The following is a 24,453-nucleotide window of genomic DNA, read 5'->3' on the forward strand; positions in this document are numbered from 1 at the left end:
CTCAACCTTCTTGCACCCACAACGAAGCACCCTGGGCGCTTGTTCCCGGTGTGAGCGCGACCACCGAACCGGGCGACGGCCGGACCGGCTCGACCTGGGCCTCGGCCGCCCGCACCACCGGAACGGGGGTGCTGAGCTGGGCGTTCACCGCCGCGTCGACGACGTGCAGCACCGAGGCGCGCATGCCCTCCGCTGTCACCTCGGCGCGCACAGCGCGCTGCAGGTCGGCAGCGACCCCCGCCAGCAGCACGTGCGCGAGCGACTCCCGGTCGCCCGCCGCCCCCGCCGCTGTGAGCAGCTGGGTGACATGGGCGTGCCAGTACCTATAGGCGGCGATCCGGTACCGAGTGCCCGGCCGCGCTGTCTCCGCCAGGTGCACCAGGTCGAGGTGGTCGGTGAGGAAGGTCAGGTAGGCGTCGAAGAAGGCGACCAACCGCGCCGCCGGATCCACCCCCGGACCCAGCGGCGCGTCCCCCTCGGCCACCCGGCCGCGCAGCTCGCGCTCCCCGTCGTCGAGCAGTGCGGCGGCCAACCCGGACTTGTCGCCGAAGCGCCGGAACAGGGTCCCCTTGCCCACCCCGGCCGCCGCGGCGATCTGGTCCATCGTGACCCTGTCCACCCCGCGCTGGCTGAACAGCGCCCGCGCGGCGACCAGGATCCGCCTCCGGTTGCGCGCCGCGTCCGCCCGCTCGTGGACCACCCCGCCACCCGCGATCACGTACTCCGCCATCAGCCGAACCTCACCGTCACGTCGCCGCTGTCGGCGGACAACTCGAGGTGGTTGGGCGAATCGCGGTAGTCGCCGATGCCGTTGTCCACCTCCCCGCTTCCGGTGTGCGCGCTCACCCGGTACTCCCCCCTCGGCACGGTGACGTCCACCGAACCGCTGTCGGCCACGGCCTTCACCGCGGCTGCCTTGGCCAACCGGACCGTGATGTTGCCCGATTGCGCGGCCAGGTCCGCGGTGCCGTTGACCCCCTGGACCTCGACCGAACCGGAGTCGGCGCGCAGGGTGGCGGCACCGACGTCGTGGGCCGTGACGTCCCCCGACTCGGCCTCGACGGCGACCTTCCCCTTGACGTCGACGAGGTCGACCGATCCCGAACTGGCCTTGACGTTCACCGCGCCGGACACCCTGCGCACCTTCACCTCCCCCGAGCTGACCCGCAGGTTCACCGTCGACGCCCCCTCGACGTCGACGGACCCCGAATCCAGGTCGCCCGAGACGGTGACCCCCTCCGGTACCACCACCTCGTAGTCGACCCAGCAGTTGCGCACCTCGCACTCCCGCAGGACCAACACATCCCCCTCGACCCGGTGGGTCGCCCCCGGCTTCGCGTCGAGGTGCGAGACGGTCCGGTGCACGCTGGCCGCCGTCCCCGCCCGCACCCGCACCGACCCGGAGCCGCTCTCGATCCGGACCGCCCGGATCGTCGAGCCGATCGCCGAGTCGTCGGAGTACCGCTTGGTCGCGACCGAGCACGCGCCCACCGCGCAGAGCAGGACCGCCACCCCCGCGGCGGTCACCCCCAACAGCGCTCCCCGCCGTACCGCCGTACCTGCCCCGCTCACCATCGACACCCCCACCAACCAGGAGAACTTGCTACCGGCGACGCTAGGACCGCAGACCGCTTGCCGGAATCGGGGACGCCCCCGAGCCTGCCCTGAAGTTGTCCCTACCCCCAGGAGGGACAACGGGGTCTTTCCCCAGCTCAGCGCCCCCCGATGACCCCCACCCGAGACTAGGGTCCCCGGTGTGCGCTGACATCGGACCCGGGTCTTGGTTCGGGTAAGCCTTTGGTCCTAGGCCGGTCCCAGGAAGGGCCTAGTGGCCCGCCCCGGAGCCACTAGCGCAGCGGGGCGAGCAGGTGCTCCACGACGGGCAGCAGCTCGGCGGCCGTCGGGGGTTCGTCGTCGACCAGGCCCTGGGTGAGCATGCCGTCGATGGCGGCGAGGAACGCGCGGAAGCCGACCTCGTCGGGTTGGCGGCCGAGGCTGGTCAGCACGTCGATCCACAGCCGGGCGGCCGGGCGGAGCACGGGGCGGCGGGCGGCGAGCAGGTAGAGCTCGTGCAGCGCGACCGTGCGCCCCCGGCTGGGCCCGAGCGCGTCGGCCAGCATCGCCGCGACCGCGCCCGCCGGGCCGCTGCCCTTGATCCGGCTGGACTCGATCACCTCGCCGGTGCGCGCGGCCAACTCCTCCGCCGCGCTCACCAGGGTGGCCACCAGCAGGTCGTCGAGCGCGGGGAAGTGGTAGGTGATCGACGCGGGCGGGACGTCGGCCTCCCGCGCGACCGACCGGTGCGACACGCCTGCGACCCCGTCGCGCTCGATGACGCGCAGGGTCGCCCCGACGATCTCGCGCCTGCGCCGCTCACCCCTGGTCTTGCGACCGTCGACCCGGCGGTAGGTCCTCACGGCGCGCCGCCGCGGGTGATCGCGGGGAGGATGGGCGGGTGCACACCGACAAACTATCTGAACAAGTGTCCAGGAATGTACCGAGGTGTGCGCCACACTTGACCGACTTAGGCTTCTCAAAGTCGGTTACCGGCCAGTAAGAACGCGTAGGGTCCACCGGGGTCCACCGACCCCGAACCGAGTGGAAGGGCACCACCACATGGGCGCCGTGCAGCTGGCACTGGGGGTGGCCGCGGTCGCGGTCAGCCTCGTCGCGTGGGGCATGTTCGTGCGGACCGTCGCGCGGATGGTCGCCGTCGTCCGCCTCGGCCAGCCGGACGCCACCCGCAACGGGCCGGTCGTGCCGCGGCTGAAGACCCTGGTCGAGGAGTTCGCCGCGCACACCAGGATGAACAAGTTCCGACACGTCGGCGTGTGGCACTGGCTGGTGATGTGGGGCTTCCTGATCGGCTCGGCCGCGCTGTTCGAGGCCTACGGCGAGGTGTTCGTCCCCACCTGGGGCTGGCCGGTCCTCGACCACTGGAACCTGTGGCACCTGCTGATGGAACTGCTCGGCGTCGCCACCGTCGTCGGTGGCGTGGCGCTGGTGGTCATCCGCCAGCTCAACCACCCCCGGCGCGCCGACCGGCTCTCCCGGTTCCAGGGCTCCAACCTCCGGCAGGCGTACTTCGTCGAGGCCGTGGTGATCTTCGAGGGCATCGGCATCCTCGGTGTCCGGGCGAGCAAGGCCGCGCTGGGCGCGCACGAGGTGCCGACCTGGGCCGCGTTCGTCACCAACCCGATCGGCGACCTGCTGCCCGCCAGTCCCGACCTGGTGTCGGCCCTGGCGTTCATCAAGCTCATGGGCGCCATGGTGTGGGTGTACGTGGTCGCCAAGAACATGACCATGGGCGTGGCCTGGCACCGGTTCAGCGCGTTCTTCAACATCTACTTCAAGCGCGAGGACGACGGCGGGGTCGCGCTCGGCGCGCTGCGGCCGATGATGTCCGGCGGCAAGCCGCTGGACTTCGAGGAGGCCGACCCGGAGAAGGACGTCTTCGGCGCGGGCAAGGTCGAGGACTTCAGCTGGAAGGGCTGGCTGGACTTCACCACCTGCACCGAGTGCGGCCGCTGCCAGTCGCAGTGCCCCGCGTGGAACACCGGCAAGCCGCTGTCGCCGAAGCTGCTGATCACGCAGCTGCGCGACCACGCCTACGCCAAGGCGCCGTACCTGCTGGCAGGCGGCAGCCGGGACATGGCGGGCGACGAGGTCGGCCTGACCGGCGACAACCCGTACGCGGGCATCGACGTGCTGGCCATCGCCGAGTCCGAGCGCGCCCTGATCGGCGACGACGGCGGCGTGATCGACCCGGAGGTGCTGTGGTCGTGCACCACCTGCGGCGCCTGCGTCGAGCAGTGCCCGGTGGACATCGAGCACGTGGACCACATCGTCGACATGCGCCGCTACCAGGTGCTGATCGAGTCGAACTTCCCGTCCGAGCTGGGCGGCATGTTCAAGAACCTGGAGAACAAGGGCAACCCGTGGGGCCAGAACGCCAAGGACCGGCTGGCCTGGACCGCCGACCTGGGCTTCGAGGTGCCGGTGTTCGACGGGGAGCTGACCGACGACACCGAGTACCTGTTCTGGGTCGGCTGCGCTGGCGCGTTCGAGGACAGGGCGAAGAAGACCACCCAGGCGGTCGCGGAGCTGCTGCACACCGCCGAGGTGAAGTACGTGGTGCTCGGCCCCGAGGAGACCTGCACCGGCGACCCGGCGCGGCGGGCGGGCAACGAGTTCCTGTTCCAGATGCTGGCGCAGCAGAACGTCGAGGTCATCAACGCGGTGTTCGAGGGCCGCGAGGCAGGCAAGCGCAAGATCGTGGTGACCTGTGCGCACTGCTTCAACACGATCGCGAACGAGTACCCGCAGCTGGGCGGCAAGTACGAGGTCCTGCACCACACCCAGCTGCTGAACAAGTTGGTGCGCGAGCGCCGTCTGGTGCCGGTAGCGCCGGTCGCCGAGGACGTCACCTACCACGACCCCTGCTACTTGGGTCGGCACAACAAGGTCTACGAAGCGCCGCGCGAACTCGTTGGCGCTGCTGGTGCTCGGTTGCGCGAGATGCCGCGTCACGCCGATCGGTCCATGTGCTGCGGCGCGGGGGGTGCGCGGATGTGGATGGAGGAGCGGATCGGCAAGCGCATCAACGTCGACCGGGTCGACGAGGCCCTCGGCACCGCGCCCTCGAAGATCGCGACGGGCTGCCCGTTCTGCCGCGTGATGCTGACCGACGGCGTGACCGCGCGGAAGGCGGACGGGGTGGCGGGGGAGCACGTGGAGGTGGTGGACGTGGCGCAGCTGCTGCTGTCCGCCGTGCGGCGCGGCAAGGAGCCAGCGGGCGAGTAACTGCCTGTCGATGGCGCCCCTGACCTGCGCGGGTCAGGGGCGCTTCTCGTATCGCGGGAAAGTTGTTCCGCTATCCAGGAACACTTAGCTACGTTAACTACATGAGACGCTGGTGGATCCTCGCGATCGCGGTCGTCGCCCAGGCCGCGGTGACCAGCCTGACCTACGGGCTGCCGTTCATGCTGCCGCAGCTGCGGGACGAGCTGGGGCTGTCGCTGACCGGGGGCGGCACGCTCGTCGTGGTGCCGGTGCTCGGCGTGCTGCTCGCCCTGATCGCGTGGGGTGCCGCGGCGGACAGGTTCGGCGAGCGGACCGTGATGGCGATCGGCATGGCGGGCACCGGCCTGGCGGGCCTGGCGGCGGCCGCCGTGTCGGGCGTCGTCGCCTTGGGCGCGATGCTGGTGGTCGCGGGGATCTTCTCGGCGTCGATCACATCCGCGAGCGGCCGGGCGGTGCTGGGCTGGTTCGAAGCCTCGGAACGCGGGCTGGCCATGGGGATCCGGCAGACGTGCACACCGATCGGCGTCGGCTTCGCCGCGTTAGTCCTACCGCCGGCGGCGCAGGCTTGGGGCTACCGCTGGGCGTTGGTCGTACCTGCGGCTCTATGTCTGGTGCTGGCCGTAGTGGTCGCCCTGTGGCTCTTGGATCCGCCGCGCGTTGCAGCCAAGCATGTCGAGGAAACCCGTTCGCCCTATAGGACTCCGACTCTGTGGCGGGTGCACACGGCCAGCGCGCTGCTAGTGGCACCGCAGTTCATTTCAAGCACGTTCGCCTTGACCTACTTGATGTCCGAACACGGCTGGAACCCGGTCACCGCCGGGGCCGTCCTGGCCGTAGTGCAACTCTTCGGCGCAGCGGGCCGAATCGGCGCAGGGGTGTGGTCGGACCGCGTGGGCAGTCGGATGCGGCCCATGCGGATCATCGCTGTAGCCGTGGCAGCGGCACTGGTCGTGTGGGCACTCGGCGGCTCGACCTGGGTGGCGGTGGTGGGCCTCATCGCGGTGCTGATCATCTCGGTGACCGACAACGGACTGGCCTTCACCGCGACCGCCGAACTCGCGGGCCCGTTCTGGGCGGGCAGGGCGCTCGGCATCCAGAACACCGGCCAGAACCTGATGGCCCTGGCGATCGCACCCGCGTTCGCCGCCGTTGTCACCGCGGTCGACTGGCCCCTGGCCATCGGCCTGGCAGCGGCGGCGCCACTCGTCGCCGCCGTGGTGACGCCGGTTCAGCGCTTGGTGTCGACCCGGTGAAAGTTCAGGTACGCCCTGGAAGGCGTCGGCCCCCGCTGCCCCTGGTACCGCGACCCGGCCTCCTTGGAGCCGTACGGGAACTCCGCGGCCGACGACAACCGGAACAGGCACAACTGCCCGATCTTCATCCCCGGCCACAGCGTGATCGGCAGGTTCGCCACGTTCGACAACTCCAACGTGATGTGCCCGGTGAACCCCGGATCGATGAACCCGGCCGTCGAGTGCGTCAACAACCCCAGCCGCCCCAACGACGACTTCCCCTCCAACCGCCCCGCCAGGTCGTCCGGCAACGTCACCGCCTCGAACGTCGACCCCAGCACGAACTCCCCGGGGTGCAACACGAACGGCACGTCGTCCTCGGCCTCCACCAGCGAGGTCAGGTCGTCCTGCTGCTGCCGCGGATCGATGTGGGTGTACCGCGTGTTGTTGAACACCCGGAAGAACCGGTCCAACCGCACATCAATACTCGACGGCTGCACCATGAGCGGCTCGAACGGCTCCACCCCCAGCCGCCCCGCCGCCAACTCTCCCCGCAGGTCACGATCGCTCAGCAACACCCCCACACCCTAACCGCGCCCCCTGGCGGTGACGCGCCCGCCCGGGCCGTGTAGGCTGTGGTCGATCTTCGGATCACTGCGGATGTAGTTCAATGGTAGAACATCAGCTTCCCAAGCTGAATACGCGGGTTCGATTCCCGTCATCCGCTCAACCAGGGCTACCCATGTCCAAGGAATGCTTGGACCTTGTGGTTTCGCCATTGCACTGGGGGGCGACCCCCCAGACCCCCACGGTGCGGTAGACAGTTGGCGGCGGCCCCGCGGCGCGGTTGGCGGTTGCGGGCGAAGGGGGAACTGGGTGTTGTTGCGGTTGGCGTTGGGGGTCGTGGGACTTGTTGTTGTCGCTGGTTGTTCTTCTGGTGGGGAATCACGGCCTACTAGAACGGCGACTGAGTCGACGGTGCGAACCACGAGTCGTCCAATTCCCAGTGTTGACGTGACCGTTTTTGAGGGCTTGCCCAAGCCTCCGCAGGGGAGTGTGGTGTTGGCGCCTGGGCGGGTGGTGGGGGTTGTTCAGGGTGGGGGCAAGGCGATGTATTCGTTTGCGGTGGAGAGTGTTGTGGTTGATCCGAAGTGCACTGCGACTTACGCGGCAGCGGCTGAGCGGGGGCATTACGTGGCGTTGGCGGTGGTGGTTAGGACCACGGCCGACGTCAGTCCGGCGGAGGGAACTGCGCCGATCACGGCATATGACTTTGCGGTGACTGGCGTGGATGGGGTGACTGAGACGCAGGTCTCCAGCACTTTTATGTGTTTGCCGGAAGCGGAGTACCACACGACCGAGCCCTACTTGCCTTCGGCGCAGTATGGCGGTGTGGTCATGTTGGACACCAAGAGCGCGCATGGTGTCATCGAGTTCCGGCCGGATGTGACGGCGGCGGGCTGGGAGTGGGCGTTCTAGGTCGGGGTGAACTCGCAGGACTTGTCGACCAGGTATAGGTGTTCGGTTACGTGTAGTTGGCGGGAGTGGAGGTTGCGGCTGCCGCGGAAGGCGTTGTACTGGGTGGTGAACTCGGTGACGGTGCCTGCGGCGCGCAGGAGGCAGTGCATGGCGGGTGGGGGGATGAAGCCCTCGTTGTTGGCGGAGACCAGGATGAAGCGGGCGGGGATTCGCTCGAGCAGGTCGGCCAAGAGGTCCGGGGCGCGTTTGCGGATGTTGTAGGCCGAGCGGCGCCAGTCTGTGGGGATGCCGGAGATGGGGCTGATCTCGCACGGCTCGGTGTAGTTGACCAGCAGGTTGAGCATGAAGTAGTTGGAGCCGTACGGGTGCTGGTTGTAAGGCGGGTCCAGGTAAGCCAGGTCTAGCTCGTCCAGCACATCGGGGAGTGTGTTGGCGTCTTGCTGTAAGACCGTGACGGCGCAGGAGAAGTTGCTCAGGGTGGGGGCGTTGAGTCTGATCTCGCCCTTGATGCGCGATAACGCATCCTTACCGCTGCCGCCGAAGTGGCCAACGCCGGTAAATCTGTCCTTGTAGAAGCCTTTGAAGACGCCTGCGGTGTTGGTGTGGATAGAGGCCTCAGACAGCAGGGGGCCGAGTAAGAGGGAGCGCAGCTCGACAGGGGCCTCGTGGATCAGGCTCGCGTAGGTGTCGAGTCTTCGAGCGTTGGACGTTGTGTAGAAGACCCGTTCGCCCGGCTGGATGTGGTCGTCGTTGGCCGGGGCGTAGAGCTTGCGGATGAAGCCCTCGGTCGGCGACAGGTCGGCCCGGCGGTTGAGGTCGGCGACGACCGTGTTCAGCAGGGCGAGGTCCACCTCGCAGGCGTTCGTCAGGTAGCACTGGCTGACTACGCTGGCGTAGTCCTCGATGTCGTTCGCGACCAGGGACGTGGCGTGTTGCTTAAGAGCCCGGGAGACGACACCGGAGCCGGAGAACGCGTCCAGGATCCGTAGCCTGCGGCCCAGGTGCTCCCGGACGGCACGGACCGCCTGGTCTATAGGCGCTAAGAGGCCGCGCTTGTTGCCCAGGTACGTGATCAGTTGGGTCCGCGGGTACGCCGGGTTCTCTTCGGCCACATCAGTGCACGCGGGCGCGGATCTGGTCGCGGATGGCGGGGAGACCGAACTCCCGCACCGCCGTCAGCACCTCGGCCGACAGGTTCGCGAACGGCTTGCCCGCTTCGATCTTCCACCAGAGGTCGCCGATCGGGACCCCGGCGCCGACCAGCATGAGGTTGCCGATGCGCTCCTGCCAGCCGCCGCCGGTGTGGCCCGCCGCCCGGGTGTACGGGCGGATGCGCAGCTGCGAGGCCCACTCGTCGGTGGCGGTGACGCTCAGCGACAGGGTGAACCGGGTGGAGTACGTGCTGGACTTGGCCGACTGCAGGATCGAGATCTGGCCGACGTGGGCGCTGTCGATCACGCGGAAGTGCCGACCGGTGCCGGACAGGCCCAACGCGCGCAGGCCGGGCGCCAGCCCGGTCTCCACCATCAGCCGGAACCACTCGTCCGCATTGCGCACCGCGCCCGCTTCCACGTAGCCCCCTGTATCGGGTCAGGCCGCCCACGCTCGGCATCCGACTGGTCACTCCGGAGTACTCAGCTGACCCTATCCGCCAGTGACCCCTGGTTCCTACCCATTCACCGATCTCAGGTCGGTTCGTGACCTCACGGGTGATCCCGTCCGGTCAACAGCGACACACCGCGCAACAATCCGACGATACATGTAACACAGATCACATCGACTCTCTCACCCGTGTGGGTGAGCTTGTCGCGGAGATGGCCGGAAATATCGAAATCGCACGTCACGTGCGGCGGAAGGTGGCGTCGCACCTACACGGACGGGTGAACAGCTGGAGGAGCCACGCATGCCGCGCAGCACCCACCGGACCGCCTTCGCGAGCAGACCCGGGGAGGTCGGCCCGACGGTCGCGCTCGTCGACGGCGTGCCGTTGTTCCGGGAGGGGCTCTCCGCCCTCGTCCTCCGCACCCCAGGACTGCGCTGGCTCGGCGCGACCGACACCCCGCAGGGCGCGCTCCGCTTCGCCGAGCGCTTCCACCCCGCCGTCGTCCTCATCGACTCCGGCCTCGACCCGCGCGGCCACCTGTCCACCGCGCTGTGCGCCGCCCACGCCGACCTGGCCGTGCTGATCCTGGTCCGCGACGCGCACCGCACCACCCAGTACGTCGCGACCAGCATCACCGCGGGTGTGCACGGCGTCATCCAGCGCTCCGCCGAGCCGCCGCAGGTGGTCGAGGCGATCAGGACCGTGCACGAGACCCGCCGCTACCTCGACCCCGGCCTGGCCCGCACGGTCGCCGCCCCCAGTTCGCGGCTGGCCGGGGTGGCCGACGGGCAGCAGCCGCTGTCGCGCCGGGAGTTCCAGGTGCTGCAGCTGATCGCCGACGGGCTGGAGAACCAGGAGATCGCGCGGGTGCTGTTCGTGTCCGTGGAGACCGTGCGGACCCACGTCAAGAGCATCCTGCGCAAGCTCGGCGCCAGGGACCGCACGCACGCGGTCGCCGTGGCGTTCAAGTCGGGTGTGCTCATCGCTCCGGTCCGCAGGCCGCGCACCGGCACGTGATCCCCGGCACCAACCGGGTGACACCCACCCCCTGCCTTGCCGCGCCTACCGACCGGTAATAGACTCATGTTACCGATGAGTAGCAGCTGCTCACGAGCGTGAGACACGGAGCGACGAGATGGGCCACTACAAGAGCAACGTCCGCGACCTCGAGTTCAACCTCTTCGAGGTGTTCACCGTCCAGGACCGGCTTGGCAAGGGGGTCCTCGCGGAGTCGGACGAGGAGACCGCCCGCGGCGTGCTCACCGAGCTGAACAAGCTCGCCGTCGGCCCGCTGGCCGAGTCCTTCGCCGACGCCGACCGCAACCCGCCGGAGTACGACCCGAAGACCTTCAGCGCCACCCTGCCCGAGTCGTTCAAGAAGTCCTACCGGCAGCTGTGGGACGGCGAGTGGTGGCGGCTGGGCCTGACCGACGAGCTGGGCGGCTTCGGCCTCCCGCCGACGGTCCAGTGGGCGGCCTCGGAGCTGATCCTCGGCGCGAACCCGGCGCTGTTCATCTACCTGGCGGGCCCGAACTTCGCCATGGTCGTGCACAACAACGGGACCGAGGAGCAGAAGCGCTGGGCCCAGATCATGATCGACCGCGGCTGGGGCGCCACCATGGTGCTCACCGAACCGGACGCGGGCTCCGACGTCGGCGCGGGCCGGACCAAGGCGGTCCAGCAGGCGGACGGGTCGTGGCACATCGACGGGGTGAAGCGGTTCATCACCTCGGGTGACCAGGACCTGACCGAGAACATCATGCACCTGGTGCTGGCCCGCCCCGAGGGCCACGGGCCGGGCACCAAGGGCCTGAGCCTGTTCCTGGTCCCCAAGTTCCACTTCGACACCGGGACCGGCGAGCTGGGCGAGCGCAACGGCGCGTACGTGACCAACGTCGAGCACAAGATGGGCCTCAAGGTGTCCACGACCTGCGAGGTCACCTTCGGCCAGCACGGCACCCCGGCCAAGGGCTGGCTGCTCGGCGAGGTGCACGACGGCATCGCGCAGATGTTCCAGGTCATCGAGTACGCCAGGATGATGGTCGGCACCAAGGCCATCGCGACCCTGTCCACCGGCTACCTCAACGCCCTCGAGTACGCCAAGGAGCGCGTCCAGGGCGCCGACCTGCCGAACATGCTCGACAAGACGGCCCCCCGCGTCACCATCACCCACCACCCGGACGTCCGCCGCAGCCTCATGCTGCAGAAGGCCTACGCGGAGGGCCTGCGCGCGCTGTACCTCTACAACGCGACGTTCCAGGACCAGGTGTGGACCAAGGAAGGCGACCTCAAGCTCGCCGAACGCGTCAACGACCTCCTCCTCCCCATCGTCAAGGGCGTCGGCTCCGAACGGGCCACCGAGCAACTGGTCCAGTCCCTGCAAACCCTCGGCGGCTCCGGCTTCCTGCAGGACTACCCGCTGGAGCAGTACATCCGCGACGCCAAGATCGACTCGCTCTACGAGGGCACCACCGCCATCCAGTCCCTCGACTTCTTCTTCCGCAAGATCATCCGCGACAAGGGCCAAGCGCTGGCGTTCGTAGCCGGCGAGATCAGCGCCTTCCTGGAGTCGGAGAGCGGCAACGGTCGGCTCAAGCGCGAACGCGAACTCCTCAAGCAGGCCCTGGAAGACGTCCAAGGAATCCTCGGCGCCATGGTCGGCCACCTGACCGCCTCGCAAGAGGAACCCCGCAGCATCTACCGAGTCGGGCTGCATTCGGTCCGACTGCTGATGGCCACCGGCGACCTCTTGGTGGGCTGGCTGCTGCAGCGGCAGGCGGAGATCGCACTCGCTCGGCTGGATGCTGGGGTTGCTGGGCGGGACAAGGCGTTCTACGAGGGGAAGGTGGCGGTGGCATCGTTCTTCGCGAAGAACGTCCTGCCGGAGCTGTCGGCTTCCCGCAAGATCGTTGAGGCAGCGGATCTCGACCTGATGGACGTGGACGAAGCCGCGTTCTGACCTGCTCTTTCTCCAGACGGCCCACCACCTCTTCGGTGGTGGGCCGTCTGGGTACCGTGCTTCTGTACGTACAGAAGCAGTGGGATGGAGGGCGCGTCATGGCTGGCCGCATGGGCTATCGGGCTATCGCGGACGCTCTGCGCGGCCAGATCGACTCCGGTGAACTGGGCCCGGGTGACCGCGTACCCAGTGAGAACGAGCTGATGGCGACCCACGCTGTGGAGCAGCCAACCGCTCGGCGAGCACTGGACGTGCTGAAGAACGAAGGCCTGATCGTCGCCCGCCGCGGAGCAGGCACGTTCGTCCGCGAGTTCAACCCGTACCGCCGGGTCTCACCGAAGCGGCTGCAAGGCGGACCGGTCTGGGAATCCGACGATGAGCGCCAGCCCGCGGTGGAAGACCTGGCGATCTCCGAGGAGGCCCCGCCACCGCACGTCGCACGCATACTGCCGGTCGACCGGGTATTGGTGCGGCGGCGGAAGTACGTGGTGGAGGGCAGGCCCATCCAGCTCGCGGAGACGTACTACCCCGCGGCCCTGGTCCGAAGTACCGCGATCGCCGAGCTGAACACAGGCCCAGGCGGCGCCTACGCCCGACTGGCCGAGTTGGGCCACAAACCCGTGCGGTTCCGGGAGGAATTGCGCTCGCGGATGCCACGCGCGGAGGAGTCGGAGGCGCTGCGGCTCGATCAGGGAACCCCGGTCATCTGCATCACCCGCACCGCCTACACAGCAGATGACCGCGCAGTCGAGGTCAACGAGATGACCCTCGACGCAGGCGCCTACATCTTGGAGTACCACCTCACCGATGGGTGAGTTCTGTACAGAATTCTTGCCCTTTTCTTCCGGCCCGTGGTCGAATGGCCGGGTTCTGTACAGATGAAAGGCGGAGCGATGTGGGCTGAGCTGCCCCGGCTGATCAAGTCAGCCAGACAACACGTCGATCAGCACCCCGACCTGCACATCGCCAGCCTCGACGTCTCGGCGACCGACGTCGGCCCGGGCCGGGTCGAGGTGCATGTCTCCGGGCCGCGAGCGCAAAGCTGCGCCCGCCTACTCCACTGGCGCGACACCCTCAGCCGCTCGTCAACTTACCTGCAGGTCGAAGCCGATCCTCAGCAGCCCAAGGCAATGGTGTTCGGGCGCCTGCTCGGCGGCACTGCTGTCACCGTCGTCGCCCCGCTGTCCGAAGAGGACACGATCGGCATCCCGCGGGATCGCATCGGCGAATGGGTCCTGCACTGGCTCCGCATGCAGGCCGTCGAGACATTGGTGGCCTAGCACGGGATCAGGTCCTGTGGGCCTTGGCGGCGGCGATGGCGTAGATGCCGAAGGCGGCGAAGCCTGCGGCTACCACTACCAGCAGTACCGTGCCGAACGGCTGGCCCGCGAGGGTGCGCAGGGCTGAGTCGAGGCCGCCTGCTTCGGAGGCGTTGGCGTCCAGGGCGGCGATTCCCAACAGGACGCCGACGATTGCTATGCCTAGGCCTTTGGCGATGTAGCCGACCTGGCCCAGGCGTTCGACCCAGTGGGATTTGGGGAGTTGGCTGGTTTCGAGGTCCTTCATGAAGGACTTGCGGAAGCCGGAGACGATGCTGGCGATGCCCGCGCCGATCACGATGAGGGCCAGCAGGCCGACGATGATGCGGCCTGCGGGCAGCGACATCAGCTCCGCAGTCATCTGCTTCTGCTTCTGGTCGCCGCTTTGGGTTCCGCTGCCGGTGGCGGTGCGGATGGCGGCGATGCCGAGGGAGATGCCCACGAACCCGCGGACCGCTGCGCCTATGCGCTTGAAGGTGCGCTTGCGGCCTTCCTCGTGCCACTTGTAGCTGAACGCGGCCATCAGCAGCTGCCACACGCCGAAGGCGAGCAGGCCGACAGCCAGTACCCAGAGGACGACCGCGCCGAAGGACGTGCTCGCGATCTCTTGCAGTGCCCCCGTCTGGTCGGCCTCTTGCCCGCCGCCACCGAAGGCGACCTGGAGGGCGAGGTAGGCGACGATCACGTAGACCACGCCGTAGCAGGCCATGCCAGCTCGGCCCAAGCCCTTGACCGCGTCGTTGTGGTGCGCGGTGTGCACTGCGGTGCTCATGTGCCCTCCTAGGTCTGGGGAGGACGTGTCACCTGATCGTGTGGGTCAAACGTGAAAGGCCCGGTGACCACCAGGTCACCGGGCCGGCACGGGGCTCAGCCCGCGGGTGGTGGGACCACCGGGGCCGGGGCGCAGACGATCTTGGGTTGGGGGTTGTACCTGACCGTGCGGGTGTCGCGGCGGACTTCGGCGCCGGTTCCCGCGTCGCGCAGGATGCGGGTGTCGGAGGTGGTGAAGCCGGGGGCGCCGTTGCTCGGTGAGCACTTGCCGGTGGTCGGGCCGGGCTTCTCCTGCGGCGGGGTCTCCGCGGAGCGGCCGCCGGTGACCGACTCGACCGTGTAGCGCTTGGTGCCCCAGATCTTCACCGTGATCGACGACGGCGTCCAGATCGTCTGGATGGCGATGCCGGTCTGCGCGTCGTTGGTGAACTTGAGGTCGATGACGCTGCTGCCGTCGTGGTTCTGGAAGACGGTGGCCTCGCGGGCGGCCGGGTAGCGGCTGATGTAGTAGCTGTGCTCCTTGTGCCCGGCGTCCTTGAGGCCCGAGAAGTACGACGCGTTGTACAGCGTGGTCGCGAACTGGGAGATGCCGCCGCCGACCTCGCGGCCGGGGGCGCCGTCCTTGATCACGCCCGCCTCGACGTAGCCCTGCGCCGCGGTGCGCGGGCCGGTGTAGCCGTTGAGGCTGAAGGTCTCGCCCGGCTTGACGATGGCGCCGTTGACCTTCGTGGCGACCGTGCGGATGTTGATGCCGGAGTCGGTGGCGAAGCCCTTGGTGGTGAACTCGCCGATGACCTCCTTGATGCCGAGCTGGTTGGCCTGCTCGGTGGTCACCTTCGCCGGGGTCTTGGTGTACTCGACCTTGATCTCGCGGCCGTCGGGCTTCTTGAGCACGTCGAGCAGGGTCGCGAACGCGGTGTCGTACTTGACCCCGGTGCCGTCGACCGAGGGGGTGACCGCTGGCGCGCCGCCCTCGAACACGACCTGCGCGTCCTTGCCCTCCTTCTCCGTGGAGGCCAGTTGCGGCTTCACCGCGTCGGTGATCTTCACCAGGTCCAGCTTCGGGGCCAGCCCGCCACCGTCGACCGGCTCGAACGCCAGCGCGGTCGCGATGACGGCGGGCTCGATCTTGGCGTCCTTGCCGTCGCCCTTGACCGTCACCGGACCGGACACGGCGACCTTCGCCAGGTCGAGCGCGGTCCGCACCCCGTCGGACGTGGTCTTCACCGGCGTGCTGGTGACCGGCAGTTCCAGCGCGGTCCCGCCGACCCAGCCCGCCACGATGATCGTGCGCGCCTTGCCGCCGTCCAATTCCTGGCCCGGGACCGGCTCAACGCCTGCCGGGGTAGCGCCGTCGAACCGGATGGCGCCCTCGACCGGCGGGCGCGCGCCCGCGGCCTTGAGCCGGTCGATCTCGGAGGCGAGCGCGCTCTCGTTGGTCGCGGTGACCACGCCGACCTCGCGAGTGCCGCCGAACAGCGACGACAGCCGGGTGAACGGGTTGAGCGGCTGGTCGCCCGCCTGCTCCAGGGTCGCGCCCCAGTTCAGCGTCAGCCCGGCCTTGGTCGGGTCGACCTTCTCCTCGACCACGCCGATCTTGACCGCCACCGGCTGGGTCAGCCGCGGCTCGATCTTCTCCCGCAGCTCCCGCTCGGCCTCGACCTGCGACATCCCGCCGACGTCCACCCCGGCCACGGTCGTCCCGCGCGGCACGTCGCCGCTGCTGACAGCCAGGTCGACGCCGTAGAGCACGGCGAGCGCACCCAGCACGGCACCGGCGATGATCGCGGGCTTGCGCCAGCCGGGCTTACCCGGCTCCTGCGGTTCCCCCTGGGACAGGGTGAGCTTCTCGGTCGGCCCGTCCAGCGGCGACCCGACCGGCGGCGGCTGCGCCACCACAGCGGGCACCCGGGGCAGCAGATCGGTCTGCTCGGTGTGCGACTCCGGCCATCTAGCCCCGCCCGGCCAGTCCTGGTCCTCCGGCACGGCTCACCTTTCCCCTCAGAGGTACAACCCGGTCCCGTGTTCGGTGCGCTCGCTGGCGATGGCGTGCACGTCCCGCTCGCGCATCACCATGTACGCCTGCCCGTGGACCTCGACTTCGAACTGGTCCTCGGGGTTGAACAACACCCGGTCGCCCACCTTCACCGTGCGTGCGCTCGTGCCCACCCCGAGCACGTCCCCCCAGGCGAGCCGCTTGGCGACCTGCGCGGTGGCCGGGATGACGATGCCGCCGGTGCTGCGCCGCTCCCCCTCCTCGGGGGTCAGCCGCACGAGGACCCGGTCGTGCAGCATCTGGATCTCGAGCTTCAGTTCCGGCACCGAGGAATGGTAACCGCCTGCGCGGGGTGGGCTTCCGACGTGGTCAGTGCTGGTCGTCGAGGCCACCCATGACCAGTGCGAGCCGGTGCGCACCGGTGTCCAGGACCCGGACGGGCACCCCCCAGTCCTGCCTGGTCAAGTGGCACGCGGCGTGCTCGGTGCCGTCGTCGTCGCAACTGGCCGCCTGCGCCACGACGTGCAGCACGCCCTCGGTCACACCGGCGGCGACGGTCACCTTGCGGCTGAGCTCCGTGCTCACCCCGGCACCCTCGGCGAGCAATCCCGGCGGCGACGAGGTGATCTCCAGCCGGGTCGACGGGCCGTAGCGCTCGTCGAGCTTCTGCCCCGGCGGCGGCGTGAACACGACGACGAGGTCGAGCACACCGGCGGCGATGTCGGTCGGCGGCCTGCGGACCTGGTGCGCGTCGCCGTCGACCAGGTGGGCCTTGGCGACGGGGCGGGAGAGGCGGTGCGCTGCGGACTCGACGACGACCAGGTCGCCGTCGAGCAGGACGGCGCCGGAGGGCTCGGCGAGGCCGGTGGCCAGGGTGCTGACCTCACCGGTCGCCGGGTCGTAGCGGCGGATGGCGCCGTTGTAGGTGTCGGCGATGGCAACGGAGTGGTCGGCCAGGACGGTCACGCCGAGCGGGTGCTGCAGCAGGGCCTGCTCCGCCGGGCCGTCGCGGTGGCCGAAGTCGAACAGGCCCTTGCCGATCGCGGTGTGGACCGTGCGGTCGGCGTCGATCCAGCGCAGCGCGGAAGTCTCGGAGTCGACCAGCCACAGCCGGTCGCCGTCGACAGCGAGCCCTGAGGTCTGCGCGAAGAAGGCCTGATCGGCCGGGCCGTCGTGCAGGCCCTCGACGGTGGTGCCCGCGAAGCGGCTGACGAGACCGGTGCGGGGGTCGAACAGGCCGAGGGTGTGGTTGCCCGCCATCGCGATGACCAGACCACCGGCGGGTTCCCACCACACGAGGTCCCACGGGCTGGTCAGGTCGATCTCGGTGCCGGGCCCGTCGGTGGGACCGTTGCGCCACTGCAGGCCGGTGCCCGCGATGGTGGTGACCTCGCCGGTGTCGGTGTTGACGCCGCGCAGCAGGTGGTTGACCGTGTCGGCGACGACCAGGTGGTAGCCGACGTCCACGTGGTCGGGCAGCACGGCCACGGCGGACGGCTCGGAGAAGGTCGCCTCGACCCCGTCCTGCCTGCCCCTGGCGCCGGTGCCGTAGGTGGCGACGACGGCGTCGTCCTTGAGCTCGACGACCCGGTGGTGCGCGGTGTCGGCGACGAGGACAGTGCCTCGGCCGGTCGCCGTGGCCTTGGCCGGGAACCGCAACTCGGTCGCCGCGGGCGGCGGCGGGACGTACGGCCCATCCCCCCGGTGCAGCGTCCCCTTCGCGTCGTGCTCGGCCACCACCTCGGCGATCACCCGCCGCAACGCCTCCGCATGCCCCTCACCAGCGGCGACGTGCACCACATACCCCTCAGGATCCACCAACACCAACGTCGGCCACGCCCGCACCGCGTACGCCTGCCACGTCGTCAACCCCGGGTCGTCGAGCACCGGGTGGTGCACCTCGTACCGCTCAACCGCCGCCCTCAACGCCTGCTCATCCGCCTCGTGCACGAACTTCGGCGAATGCACCCCCACGGTGACCAGGACGTCCTTGAACTCCTCCTCGACGGGGCGGAGCTCGTCGAGGACGTGCAGGCAGTTGATGCAGCAGAAGGTGAAGAAATCCAAAAGTACGATCCGGCCCCGGAAGTCGCTGAGCTGGTACGACTTGCCGCCGGTGTTCAGCCAGCCGCGGCCGACCAGTTCGGGGGCACGGGACAGGCGACGGGGTTGCACTGGGGTCACAGGGAGAGTCAACAGGGTCCCGGTTGCTGGCGTTCGCTGGCCCAGGATGTGGGCAGAGACACCTAGGTCCCCCGTGGTAGCCGCGGGGGACCTAGGACGGTCCTGCTCACGAGTTGTGCGCAGGGACCCCGCTCATGAACGCGCTCCATGCGGAGCCTGTGAAAGACAGAGTGCCTTGCCTGGGCGCCTTGCTGTCCCGCACCGCCCGTTCAGTGGCGCTGGTGCACGCGACTTCGACGCACTGTTGGTTCCCCCCAGAGCGCGAGGACTTCCGCCATGTACCGGTGTGCAGGTTAGAGGTCTTCAATTCTTCTCTCCAGTAGCGTCTGGGTGTCTGTCTCCGACAGCGCCCATTCCTGTGCATCCTCGAAGGAGGCGGTGAACGCGCCGGTCTTCTTGTTCCAGGCTGTGCCGCTGATGTTCTCGGTGTACGCAGCCTTGAAATCTGCCGCTGCTACCCAGAGCAGGGTGAAGGGGTTGCTCAAGCCGGGCGAGTCTCCGGCTGTCAACGGGTGGATGCGGATGCTCACGTGGTTGAGCTGCGAGAACATCAACAACCGTTCGAGTTGCCGCTTCATTACGTCCGGCGAGCCATTTATGCGAATGGTCGCTTCCTCGCCAATGATCGCCCACACCTGACTTCCAGTGCGGTGGACAAGCCTGTCTCCCCTCGCTTGTCGTTGGAGTGCGAAAGATTCGGCGTCGGCACCCGCAACCGTGGGGGCGCGGCGCAACTGGACAAGGGCGTACTCCGCCGTCTGAAACAAGCCAGGAACGTATGGATAGACGAGGCGGGTTTCATCTGCCGCTTGTTCGATCACCAGGAACCGGCGTGCTCGCCCAGCCGATCCCGTCGGCCCTGCCTTCTGGCGGGCAGACTCGCCCAGCGTCCGGAGGTCACTGGCCTCCGCAGGGGCGATGCCGTAGGTGGCGATCTGGGCTTCGGTGTCGCTCTGATCGGCCGACAAGACGCCGTTCTCGATCTTGCTCAGCTTGTCGTAGTTGATGCCGGTGCCTTGCGCCGCCGCGTCCAGGTCAAGTCCGGCGGCTTGTCGGTACGCACGCACACGCTTGCCGTAGATCGTCCGCAGCAGCAGTGGATCAAGATCGGCACTCGTCACACCCAAGATTCTGCCCCATCCATGGAGGTGCGTTCGGTCGCACTGTTGATGTTGCGTCGCAATGTGCGACGCAATGTCACCCATTTGGACGCGTCTCGCTTTGCGTCGCTGACGTAGTCTCCATGATGTCAACAAAACGTCCATCGCCTACGGCCTTGACCAGGGGATCGGGACCGTGTTGACCACGAGCTGCCAGCGGCGTGGGCGGACCCGACCGTCCACGTTGCTGGCGTCCACCTGCAACGGAGGTTGAGCGATGGCGACGCGCGAACTGCAACCGCGGACCTACAGGGCGGGGCCGTGACTACCGTCCTGCCAGCTTTGGGAGTGATGGCTACTGCGGCGCTCGTGGTCGGAGTCTGTGTCATGGCACGCCTGTCCCGTACGGACCGCCCCGCCGACAGGGGCTCCCGTGACGATCGACCTTGATACTCCGTACGCCGACGGTCGCGATATGGATAGCGAACGGCAGTACCTAACGCGGCTACTGTGGCGATCAGGTAGGACGTTCTATTTTCTTGGCGACAGCCATGAGTATCACCGGCTAGTCGCGATCGTAAAGTGGTGGCCGATCGGTCTCGCAGACGTGGCGATCCTCCGTAGTCCACTGGACGGCGTCTGCTATCGGATGGTCTATCGCAGCGCAGATGGCACTGAAGCAGACCCTTTACGGCCGCCGTGGCTCCAGTGGATGTTCAAAGCAACCGACGACAGCAACAGGTCACTTCGCCTGGTCCTTGGCGAGGAAGAGCCGACCACCCTTGAGGAAACCGAGGATTCTCCAATCCATGAGGTGCCCTTAGAGTGTGGAGTGCCGGACGGATTGGCGCTCCGTATCAGGATTGGCAACACGAAAGAACCTCCACCGCACATCCGTTGGGTCCGAAATCGCGATGTGCCTGCAATAGATCGACTGCTAAGGCAGCCGTAACGTCGGGGGATTTCTACAAGGCGACTCAACCCGGGGGAAGACGATGTACAACGGTCGGCATGTCAACCTGGACGTCTGGATCACAGTACCCGCAAAGACGGAAATGCGGGTCGAAGTCGACATTGACCACGCGGCGATCGTAATCGACTCTGCGCCGACACAGGTTCGGCTCTGCATCGACCTAGAGGGGATACAAGCCTTGTCGGCGATGCTCGACAAAGCGAGCGCGCAACTTTCAGGACGCACAGAGCAGGAATTGAAGGAGAAATAGCAGCAGGAAGCGCATCAGGGCGGACGATGGGGAGTGGGCGATGGTATCAACAGGGTTCGATTGGGGAATAACGAATCCGACAGAACGCTACCGGGGTCGCGTCCACCTCGCGGCAGTTGGCTCAAACTTGGCACTGTGCGGACTGCCGTTCGATGTGCGCTATCGCTATCGCCCGCCGAGTGAAGGGCGAGTGCTGTGCCCTGAGTGCTGCCAATCGGCAATCGGATCGTTGTTTCCGGCCGTCCCAGTATCGAGCGACCTTGGTCCCGGCAGGAATGAAGCATGACCCATCTGTGCCAACTATCGTTCTACTAGAGATGTAGTATGCGATGACGCGATTTCTTTCGGTTCACGACTTTACGCGAGACGCTATGACGAGACACCGCCCATTCTATCTGGAAGCTGTGGCGCTGGAGTTTATCAGGAGTGCTCTGACGCTCACTATTCCCAGACTTGCCGACAAGCTTGAAATGCGCCCACACGCGCTGCGCCTACTGCTTGAAGAAGCCGATATCGAGTATCCGGCGTGGCCGCATTTTCTTGGCTTAGGCGCCGGTCTCGCACAGGCGTTGAGCAGCCGCTATGAGATGGGCTTCTCCGTGAGTGAGATCCACAGGATGACAGGGCTGCCGTATCTGACGGTGCGCGAGCACTTGAGAACTGAAGGCGTTTACCCCAAGTAGTGAAAGACTCTGACGGTAGGCATAGAAGATGGCCGCTAACCTAAAATCGCGGACCCGGACCCTCTACTTGGCCGTAGAGAAGGCACAACAAACGGGCGACCACAAGCCTGTTGTTGCGATGGCGACCGCGTTCGCCAACGACGGCCTATCTGCGGGAATGTCGGTTGCGGAGACCTTGGCATGGGCGATGTTCCGTATAGAGATTGACCATGGTGAAGATGGATTGAGCCCGGGTCGATTCGATGACCTTCGCGAGTCGCTAGTTGTCGCTGGCGTTTGTGTCGATAACCACTTCCGACAGGCCCGCACTGCGGGGTTGTGGGCCATCGGTTCGTACTATGGTTTCCTGGACAATCGCCAGTTCTCCTATCTGCGGGCACACTCCCAGACTCTTCCCCAGTGGATGCGGGCTCACCTCCGAACGATCAAGTGTCTTGCTCTGGCCCCGCCATCCAACAGGAGAAGCAAGTCGGGGGATTGTCGATCCAAGAAGCGGCGAAAGTGATCATCGAATCGAAGGAATGCGGTAGGTTTCTGAAGTGGCGATCTCGGATGAGGTTCGGCGATTACGTCAGGTGCGTAACGTTCTGGTCGCGCATCGGGGTTGGACGCGCGGGGTTGAGCTGAAGGTCGGTGAGGTCGAAGCGGAGGTGCACGGTCTCCTGGGTGGTGCGTTCGGGCAGCAGGAGATCGCCGCGGCGATCGCTGGGGTGCGGGCGAAGCTCGACGATCTGCGGGATGCGCTGGTTCAGGTCGTCGAGCAGTTGGACCAAGCGATCGCCCACCACTCTCGACGGCCCGGCTCAGCATCGACCAGCGGATCAGCGTCCGTACCGCCTGCTCCGGCAAAGCCGCCCGCGCCGGATCGCGGTCAGAAACGGCCTGAGGTGGAGAACCAGCACGGTGATCGCTACCCCGAGGAAGCGAATCCCTACCATGACATGCTTCAGCGTCGGGTGATCCGGGGTTCGGGGATGCCCATCAGCGGCTGGGTGCAGCTCGATGGAAAGCAGACCGGCGAGATCACCGCGACCCGGTCCGATCCGTGGGCTGAAGAGTCGCTGTCGCGGATGGAGGAGTTGGATCCCCGGCGGGCGGCTGGCTTGGCCCATCACGTGGAGATGAAGGTGATCGTCATGATGGTTGCCAGCGGTTCCCGCCACGGCCAGGTGATCATCAATCACGCGCCGTGTGGGTCGGAAGTCGGGGACCTTCCGGGCTGCCATACGTCGATCCCCCGGTGCCTGCCGGAGGGTCGTACGCTCACGGTGCTGGGGACTGACCGGAACGGTGATCCGTTCAAGCACACGTACCACGGGAAGGCGAAGTGGTGACCGACCAGACGCCCATCACCCATACCGGCTTCATCGCGCGGGACGAACTCTCCGACGACGTCGACGTGGTCGGAGAGGTGATGGGGCTCAACGCGGGTGGAGTGAATGTCGGGTGGAGCTGGGAACTCGGTGAGACCCGGCCGAACCCCGATGCGGAGGATGAGGAAGAGGGGCCGACGCTGGCGTTCGGCGTGAACAACGCCGTCGGCTTCCTCCAGTGGCACGACGGTCGCGAAGTGCTTGTTCCGGTGCTCGGGACCAACGACGAGTGGGTGGAGTACTTCGTGGCGGGGTTGCACTCGACGAACGTCCGGCCGCACGCCGAACTCCCGGTTGAACTGGTGCTGGCCGCGGTAGTCGAGTACCTGGACACCGGTGAACGACCGACGTGTGTGGAGTGGAAGGCCGGTGCATCGCTGAGGTCGTTGTTCAGCTAGACCGATCCTGGTGCGGACATGGCTAGAGCCCCCCGGCATGACGATGCGCCGGGGGGCTCTGTACTCATGCCGTGGCGGACTTGCGTCGCCGTGATGTGGACTGGCTCGCGCTGAACGTGGGCGCGGTTGTCACCTTCCGCTCAGCAGCGGCCCGACCCCTGGGCTTGCGGGCGACGGGCTCTTCCGCCGGGGGCGTGGCGTGGTGTTCCTCGAACTTCTGGACCACCGAGCGGGGCAGCCGACCCCGGTCGGAGACCTCCAAACCGTTCGTACGTGCCCACTCGCGGATGGCCCGGAGCTGTTCACGATCGACGCGGGCGGGAGCGCCGCCGACGCGCGCGGCCACGGTGGCCCTTCGTCCGCCCGTGCGGCGACCGGCGGAGACGTACCGCTCCAGCTCTGTGCGGAGACCGTCGGCGTTGTCTTGGGACAGGTCGATCTCGTAGCTCACACCGTCCAAGGCGAAGCGGACCGTCTCGTTTGCCTGGCCTCCATCAAGGTCGTCGACCAGTTCTTGGATGACTCGCTGAGCCATGCCTTCTTCTCCCCAGTGTCGAAAAACAGGACAGGTGATCAGGCTAGCGTTTCCGTCGCCGTGATCAAGTGGGACACACTCGCAGGGAGAACGCCCACAGCACAAGCGGTATCCCGTGCCGTGACTCGTCAAACATCGTCAAGCTTCGTTCCGGAACGCGTGCTTTTACTGTAATGAAAGGAAAGCGTGGTTCGCGGACGCGCGGAGACCATCCCGGACCACTCCATGTTCGTATGCGGTACGGGATTCTGTTCGGCTCACATCGGGGGGTTGTAACTTCCGGTCAGTCCACCTCTCCGGCGATCCACCGTGCGGCGGTCATCACACGGGAGCAGTCGGCATCGCGGCCAACGATCTCCAGGGCCAGCAACAGGGCCATGGCGCGTGAACCGGGCTGGGGTGTCGTTGGTGGACTAGCCCGGTCGGGGTCGGATGGTTGGGCTTCGACGTCTGCGGCGACGGTCGCCAATACCGCCGCGAAGGCGTGGGTGTCGTCGGTGTCGAGTACGACAGAACGCCACTGGTCGCCGCGGTCGGCCGTCAGCAGGACGCGATCGTCGTCGACGGAGGGGCCGACGTGAATCGGGCCGACGCGTCGGTGTCGTCGCTGGTGGAGTGCCTGCGTGCAGGCGTCGGCGAGCGCTCGAGCCTGGTTGGTGGTCAGCAGCAGTTCGACGGTGCTCGCGCTGCCGTCGGTCTCGCGGAGGACCACCAAGACCCGGTTGGGGTGTACTGCCACGCCGATGTGGTCGTTGGGTTCCTCAGCGCACCGGAAAACGTGCATTGTCGGGTCCT

25 protein-coding genes and 1 tRNA gene are annotated in these 24,453 nt (G+C 67.4%); 12 read left to right on the plus strand and 14 right to left on the minus strand.

Annotated elements, in window-relative coordinates:
- Window position 1: 1 nt before the first annotated feature.
- From JOD54_RS05490 to JOD54_RS05500, 3 genes are all read right to left on the minus strand, one after another.
- Entirely contained in the window at window positions 2-730 is a 729-nt protein-coding gene (locus JOD54_RS05490; protein ID WP_204449488.1) for a TetR/AcrR family transcriptional regulator, read from the minus strand.
- Window positions 730-1,527 (minus strand): DUF4097 family beta strand repeat-containing protein, encoded by a 798-nt coding sequence (locus JOD54_RS05495; RefSeq protein ID WP_204449489.1) that lies wholly within the window; start codon window positions 1,525-1,527, stop codon window positions 730-732. The genes JOD54_RS05490 and JOD54_RS05495 overlap by 1 nt, the downstream gene beginning before the upstream one ends.
- 320 nt (window positions 1,528-1,847) lie before the next feature.
- A complete protein-coding gene (locus JOD54_RS05500; RefSeq protein WP_204449490.1) occupies window positions 1,848-2,417 on the minus strand; it encodes a TetR/AcrR family transcriptional regulator in 570 nt (189 codons plus the stop codon).
- A 199-nt stretch (window positions 2,418-2,616) separates the two neighbouring features.
- Here JOD54_RS05500 and JOD54_RS05505 point away from each other — a divergent pair, with 199 nt between their 5' ends.
- Window positions 2,617-4,803, plus strand: a complete 2,187-nt coding sequence (locus JOD54_RS05505; protein ID WP_204449491.1) for a (Fe-S)-binding protein — start codon at window positions 2,617-2,619, stop codon at window positions 4,801-4,803.
- A gap of 101 nt (window positions 4,804-4,904) precedes the next feature.
- Complete coding sequence (locus JOD54_RS05510) at window positions 4,905-6,056, plus strand: MFS transporter (protein ID WP_204449492.1); 1,152 nt, start codon at window positions 4,905-4,907, stop codon at window positions 6,054-6,056.
- Here JOD54_RS05510 and dcd read toward each other — a convergent pair.
- Window positions 6,032-6,613, minus strand: coding sequence for a dCTP deaminase (gene dcd / locus JOD54_RS05515; RefSeq protein ID WP_204449493.1), 582 nt, complete (start codon window positions 6,611-6,613; stop codon window positions 6,032-6,034). The two genes, JOD54_RS05510 and dcd, sit on opposite strands and share 25 nt — an antisense overlap.
- A gap of 78 nt (window positions 6,614-6,691) precedes the next feature.
- Between dcd and JOD54_RS05520 the strand changes: the two genes are divergently transcribed.
- Window positions 6,692-6,762, plus strand: a tRNA-Gly gene (locus JOD54_RS05520).
- A gap of 287 nt (window positions 6,763-7,049) precedes the next feature.
- Entirely contained in the window at window positions 7,050-7,514 is a 465-nt protein-coding gene (locus JOD54_RS05525) for a hypothetical protein (RefSeq protein ID WP_204449494.1), read from the plus strand.
- On the opposite strand, the gene JOD54_RS05530 is transcribed toward JOD54_RS05525, so the two are convergent.
- On the minus strand, window positions 7,511-8,626 hold the full coding sequence (locus JOD54_RS05530) for a DNA adenine methylase (RefSeq protein WP_204449495.1): 1,116 nt from the start codon (window positions 8,624-8,626) through the stop codon (window positions 7,511-7,513). The two genes, JOD54_RS05525 and JOD54_RS05530, sit on opposite strands and share 4 nt — an antisense overlap.
- Before the next feature lies 1 nt (window position 8,627).
- Entirely contained in the window at window positions 8,628-9,071 is a 444-nt protein-coding gene (locus JOD54_RS05535) for a DUF4304 domain-containing protein (RefSeq protein WP_204449496.1), read from the minus strand.
- 346 nt (window positions 9,072-9,417) lie between these two features.
- Between JOD54_RS05535 and JOD54_RS05540 the strand changes: the two genes are divergently transcribed.
- The 4 genes from JOD54_RS05540 to JOD54_RS05555 all read left to right on the plus strand — a co-directional run bounded on the left by JOD54_RS05540 (window position 9,418) and on the right by JOD54_RS05555 (window position 13,356).
- Window positions 9,418-10,134, plus strand: coding sequence for a response regulator transcription factor (locus JOD54_RS05540; protein ID WP_204449497.1), 717 nt, complete (start codon window positions 9,418-9,420; stop codon window positions 10,132-10,134).
- A 118-nt stretch (window positions 10,135-10,252) separates the two neighbouring features.
- Window positions 10,253-12,076 (plus strand): acyl-CoA dehydrogenase, encoded by a 1,824-nt coding sequence (locus JOD54_RS05545; RefSeq protein WP_204449498.1) that lies wholly within the window; start codon window positions 10,253-10,255, stop codon window positions 12,074-12,076.
- A 98-nt stretch (window positions 12,077-12,174) separates the two neighbouring features.
- Window positions 12,175-12,891 (plus strand): GntR family transcriptional regulator, encoded by a 717-nt coding sequence (locus tag JOD54_RS05550; protein ID WP_204449499.1) that lies wholly within the window; start codon window positions 12,175-12,177, stop codon window positions 12,889-12,891.
- 78 nt (window positions 12,892-12,969) lie between these two features.
- Window positions 12,970-13,356, plus strand: a complete 387-nt coding sequence (locus JOD54_RS05555) for a hypothetical protein (RefSeq protein ID WP_204449500.1) — start codon at window positions 12,970-12,972, stop codon at window positions 13,354-13,356.
- Window positions 13,357-13,363: 7 nt separating this feature from the next.
- Here the strand turns inward: JOD54_RS05555 and JOD54_RS05560 are convergent, their stop codons facing one another.
- The 6 genes from JOD54_RS05560 to JOD54_RS05585 form a co-directional block, all read right to left on the minus strand.
- Window positions 13,364-14,167 carry a DUF1206 domain-containing protein gene (locus JOD54_RS05560; protein ID WP_239573293.1) on the minus strand — a complete coding sequence of 268 codons (804 nt, stop codon included), beginning with the start codon at window positions 14,165-14,167 and terminating at the stop codon, window positions 13,364-13,366.
- A 95-nt stretch (window positions 14,168-14,262) separates the two neighbouring features.
- Window positions 14,263-16,152, minus strand: a complete 1,890-nt coding sequence (locus JOD54_RS05565) for a VanW family protein (protein ID WP_204449501.1) — start codon at window positions 16,150-16,152, stop codon at window positions 14,263-14,265.
- A gap of 15 nt (window positions 16,153-16,167) precedes the next feature.
- Entirely contained in the window at window positions 16,168-16,461 is a 294-nt protein-coding gene (locus JOD54_RS05570; protein ID WP_204456103.1) for a GroES family chaperonin, read from the minus strand.
- Window positions 16,462-16,531: 70 nt separating this feature from the next.
- Window positions 16,532-18,346: an NHL domain-containing thioredoxin family protein gene (locus JOD54_RS05575; protein WP_204449502.1), complete on the minus strand. Its 1,815-nt coding sequence runs from the start codon at window positions 18,344-18,346 to the stop codon at window positions 16,532-16,534.
- A gap of 106 nt (window positions 18,347-18,452) precedes the next feature.
- Window positions 18,453-18,710: a DUF397 domain-containing protein gene (locus tag JOD54_RS05580; RefSeq protein WP_204449503.1), complete on the minus strand. Its 258-nt coding sequence runs from the start codon at window positions 18,708-18,710 to the stop codon at window positions 18,453-18,455.
- Window positions 18,640-19,467, minus strand: a complete 828-nt coding sequence (locus JOD54_RS05585; RefSeq protein WP_204449504.1) for a DUF5753 domain-containing protein — start codon at window positions 19,465-19,467, stop codon at window positions 18,640-18,642. The genes JOD54_RS05580 and JOD54_RS05585 overlap by 71 nt, the downstream gene beginning before the upstream one ends.
- 974 nt (window positions 19,468-20,441) lie before the next feature.
- On the opposite strand from JOD54_RS05585, the gene JOD54_RS05590 reads away from it, so the two are divergent.
- From JOD54_RS05590 to JOD54_RS05605, 4 genes are all read left to right on the plus strand, one after another.
- Complete coding sequence (locus tag JOD54_RS05590) at window positions 20,442-20,669, plus strand: hypothetical protein (RefSeq protein ID WP_204449505.1); 228 nt, start codon at window positions 20,442-20,444, stop codon at window positions 20,667-20,669.
- Window positions 20,670-21,040: 371 nt separating this feature from the next.
- Entirely contained in the window at window positions 21,041-21,352 is a 312-nt protein-coding gene (locus tag JOD54_RS05595) for a hypothetical protein (protein WP_204449506.1), read from the plus strand.
- 539 nt (window positions 21,353-21,891) lie between these two features.
- On the plus strand, window positions 21,892-22,686 hold the full coding sequence (locus tag JOD54_RS35465) for a DddA-like double-stranded DNA deaminase toxin (protein ID WP_204449507.1): 795 nt from the start codon (window positions 21,892-21,894) through the stop codon (window positions 22,684-22,686).
- Window positions 22,683-23,123, plus strand: coding sequence for an Imm1 family immunity protein (locus tag JOD54_RS05605; RefSeq protein WP_204449508.1), 441 nt, complete (start codon window positions 22,683-22,685; stop codon window positions 23,121-23,123). The genes JOD54_RS35465 and JOD54_RS05605 overlap by 4 nt, the downstream gene beginning before the upstream one ends.
- Window positions 23,124-23,187: 64 nt before the next feature.
- Here the strand turns inward: JOD54_RS05605 and JOD54_RS05610 are convergent, their stop codons facing one another.
- Both JOD54_RS05610 and JOD54_RS05615 read right to left on the minus strand, forming a co-directional pair.
- The gene (locus JOD54_RS05610; RefSeq protein WP_204449509.1) at window positions 23,188-23,658 is read right to left on the minus strand and encodes a histone-like nucleoid-structuring protein Lsr2; all 471 of its coding nucleotides are present in this window, start codon (window positions 23,656-23,658) and stop codon (window positions 23,188-23,190) included.
- A gap of 283 nt (window positions 23,659-23,941) precedes the next feature.
- Window positions 23,942-24,442 carry a hypothetical protein gene (locus tag JOD54_RS05615; protein ID WP_204449510.1) on the minus strand — a complete coding sequence of 167 codons (501 nt, stop codon included), beginning with the start codon at window positions 24,440-24,442 and terminating at the stop codon, window positions 23,942-23,944.
- Window positions 24,443-24,453 lie beyond the last annotated feature (11 nt).

Source organism: Actinokineospora baliensis, from assembly GCF_016907695.1.
Classification (GTDB): Bacteria; Actinomycetota; Actinomycetes; order Mycobacteriales; family Pseudonocardiaceae; genus Actinokineospora; species Actinokineospora baliensis.

What these genes read in the sequence shown, in the direction of transcription:
- JOD54_RS05595 (WP_204449506.1), top strand. Translation starts at nt 21,041, where the DNA reads ATGACGAGACACCGCCCATTCTATCTGGAAGCTGTGGCGCTGGAGTTT.
- JOD54_RS05545 (WP_204449498.1), top strand. Translation starts at nt 10,253, where the DNA reads ATGGGCCACTACAAGAGCAACGTCCGCGACCTCGAGTTCAACCTCTTC.
- JOD54_RS05555 (WP_204449500.1), top strand. Translation starts at nt 12,970, where the DNA reads ATGTGGGCTGAGCTGCCCCGGCTGATCAAGTCAGCCAGACAACACGTC.
- JOD54_RS05510 (WP_204449492.1), top strand. Translation starts at nt 4,905, where the DNA reads ATGAGACGCTGGTGGATCCTCGCGATCGCGGTCGTCGCCCAGGCCGCG.
- JOD54_RS05505 (WP_204449491.1), top strand. Translation starts at nt 2,617, where the DNA reads ATGGGCGCCGTGCAGCTGGCACTGGGGGTGGCCGCGGTCGCGGTCAGC.
- JOD54_RS05540 (WP_204449497.1), top strand. Translation starts at nt 9,418, where the DNA reads ATGCCGCGCAGCACCCACCGGACCGCCTTCGCGAGCAGACCCGGGGAG.
- JOD54_RS05590 (WP_204449505.1), top strand. Translation starts at nt 20,442, where the DNA reads ATGTACAACGGTCGGCATGTCAACCTGGACGTCTGGATCACAGTACCC.
- JOD54_RS05580 (WP_204449503.1), bottom strand. Translation starts at nt 18,710, where the DNA reads ATGCACAGGAATGGGCGCTGTCGGAGACAGACACCCAGACGCTACTGG.
- JOD54_RS05490 (WP_204449488.1), bottom strand. Translation starts at nt 730, where the DNA reads ATGGCGGAGTACGTGATCGCGGGTGGCGGGGTGGTCCACGAGCGGGCG.
- JOD54_RS05550 (WP_204449499.1), top strand. Translation starts at nt 12,175, where the DNA reads ATGGCTGGCCGCATGGGCTATCGGGCTATCGCGGACGCTCTGCGCGGC.
- JOD54_RS05615 (WP_204449510.1), bottom strand. Translation starts at nt 24,442, where the DNA reads ATGCACGTTTTCCGGTGCGCTGAGGAACCCAACGACCACATCGGCGTG.
- JOD54_RS05610 (WP_204449509.1), bottom strand. Translation starts at nt 23,658, where the DNA reads ATGGCTCAGCGAGTCATCCAAGAACTGGTCGACGACCTTGATGGAGGC.
- JOD54_RS05570 (WP_204456103.1), bottom strand. Translation starts at nt 16,461, where the DNA reads ATGCTGCACGACCGGGTCCTCGTGCGGCTGACCCCCGAGGAGGGGGAG.
- JOD54_RS05560 (WP_239573293.1), bottom strand. Translation starts at nt 14,167, where the DNA reads ATGAGCACCGCAGTGCACACCGCGCACCACAACGACGCGGTCAAGGGC.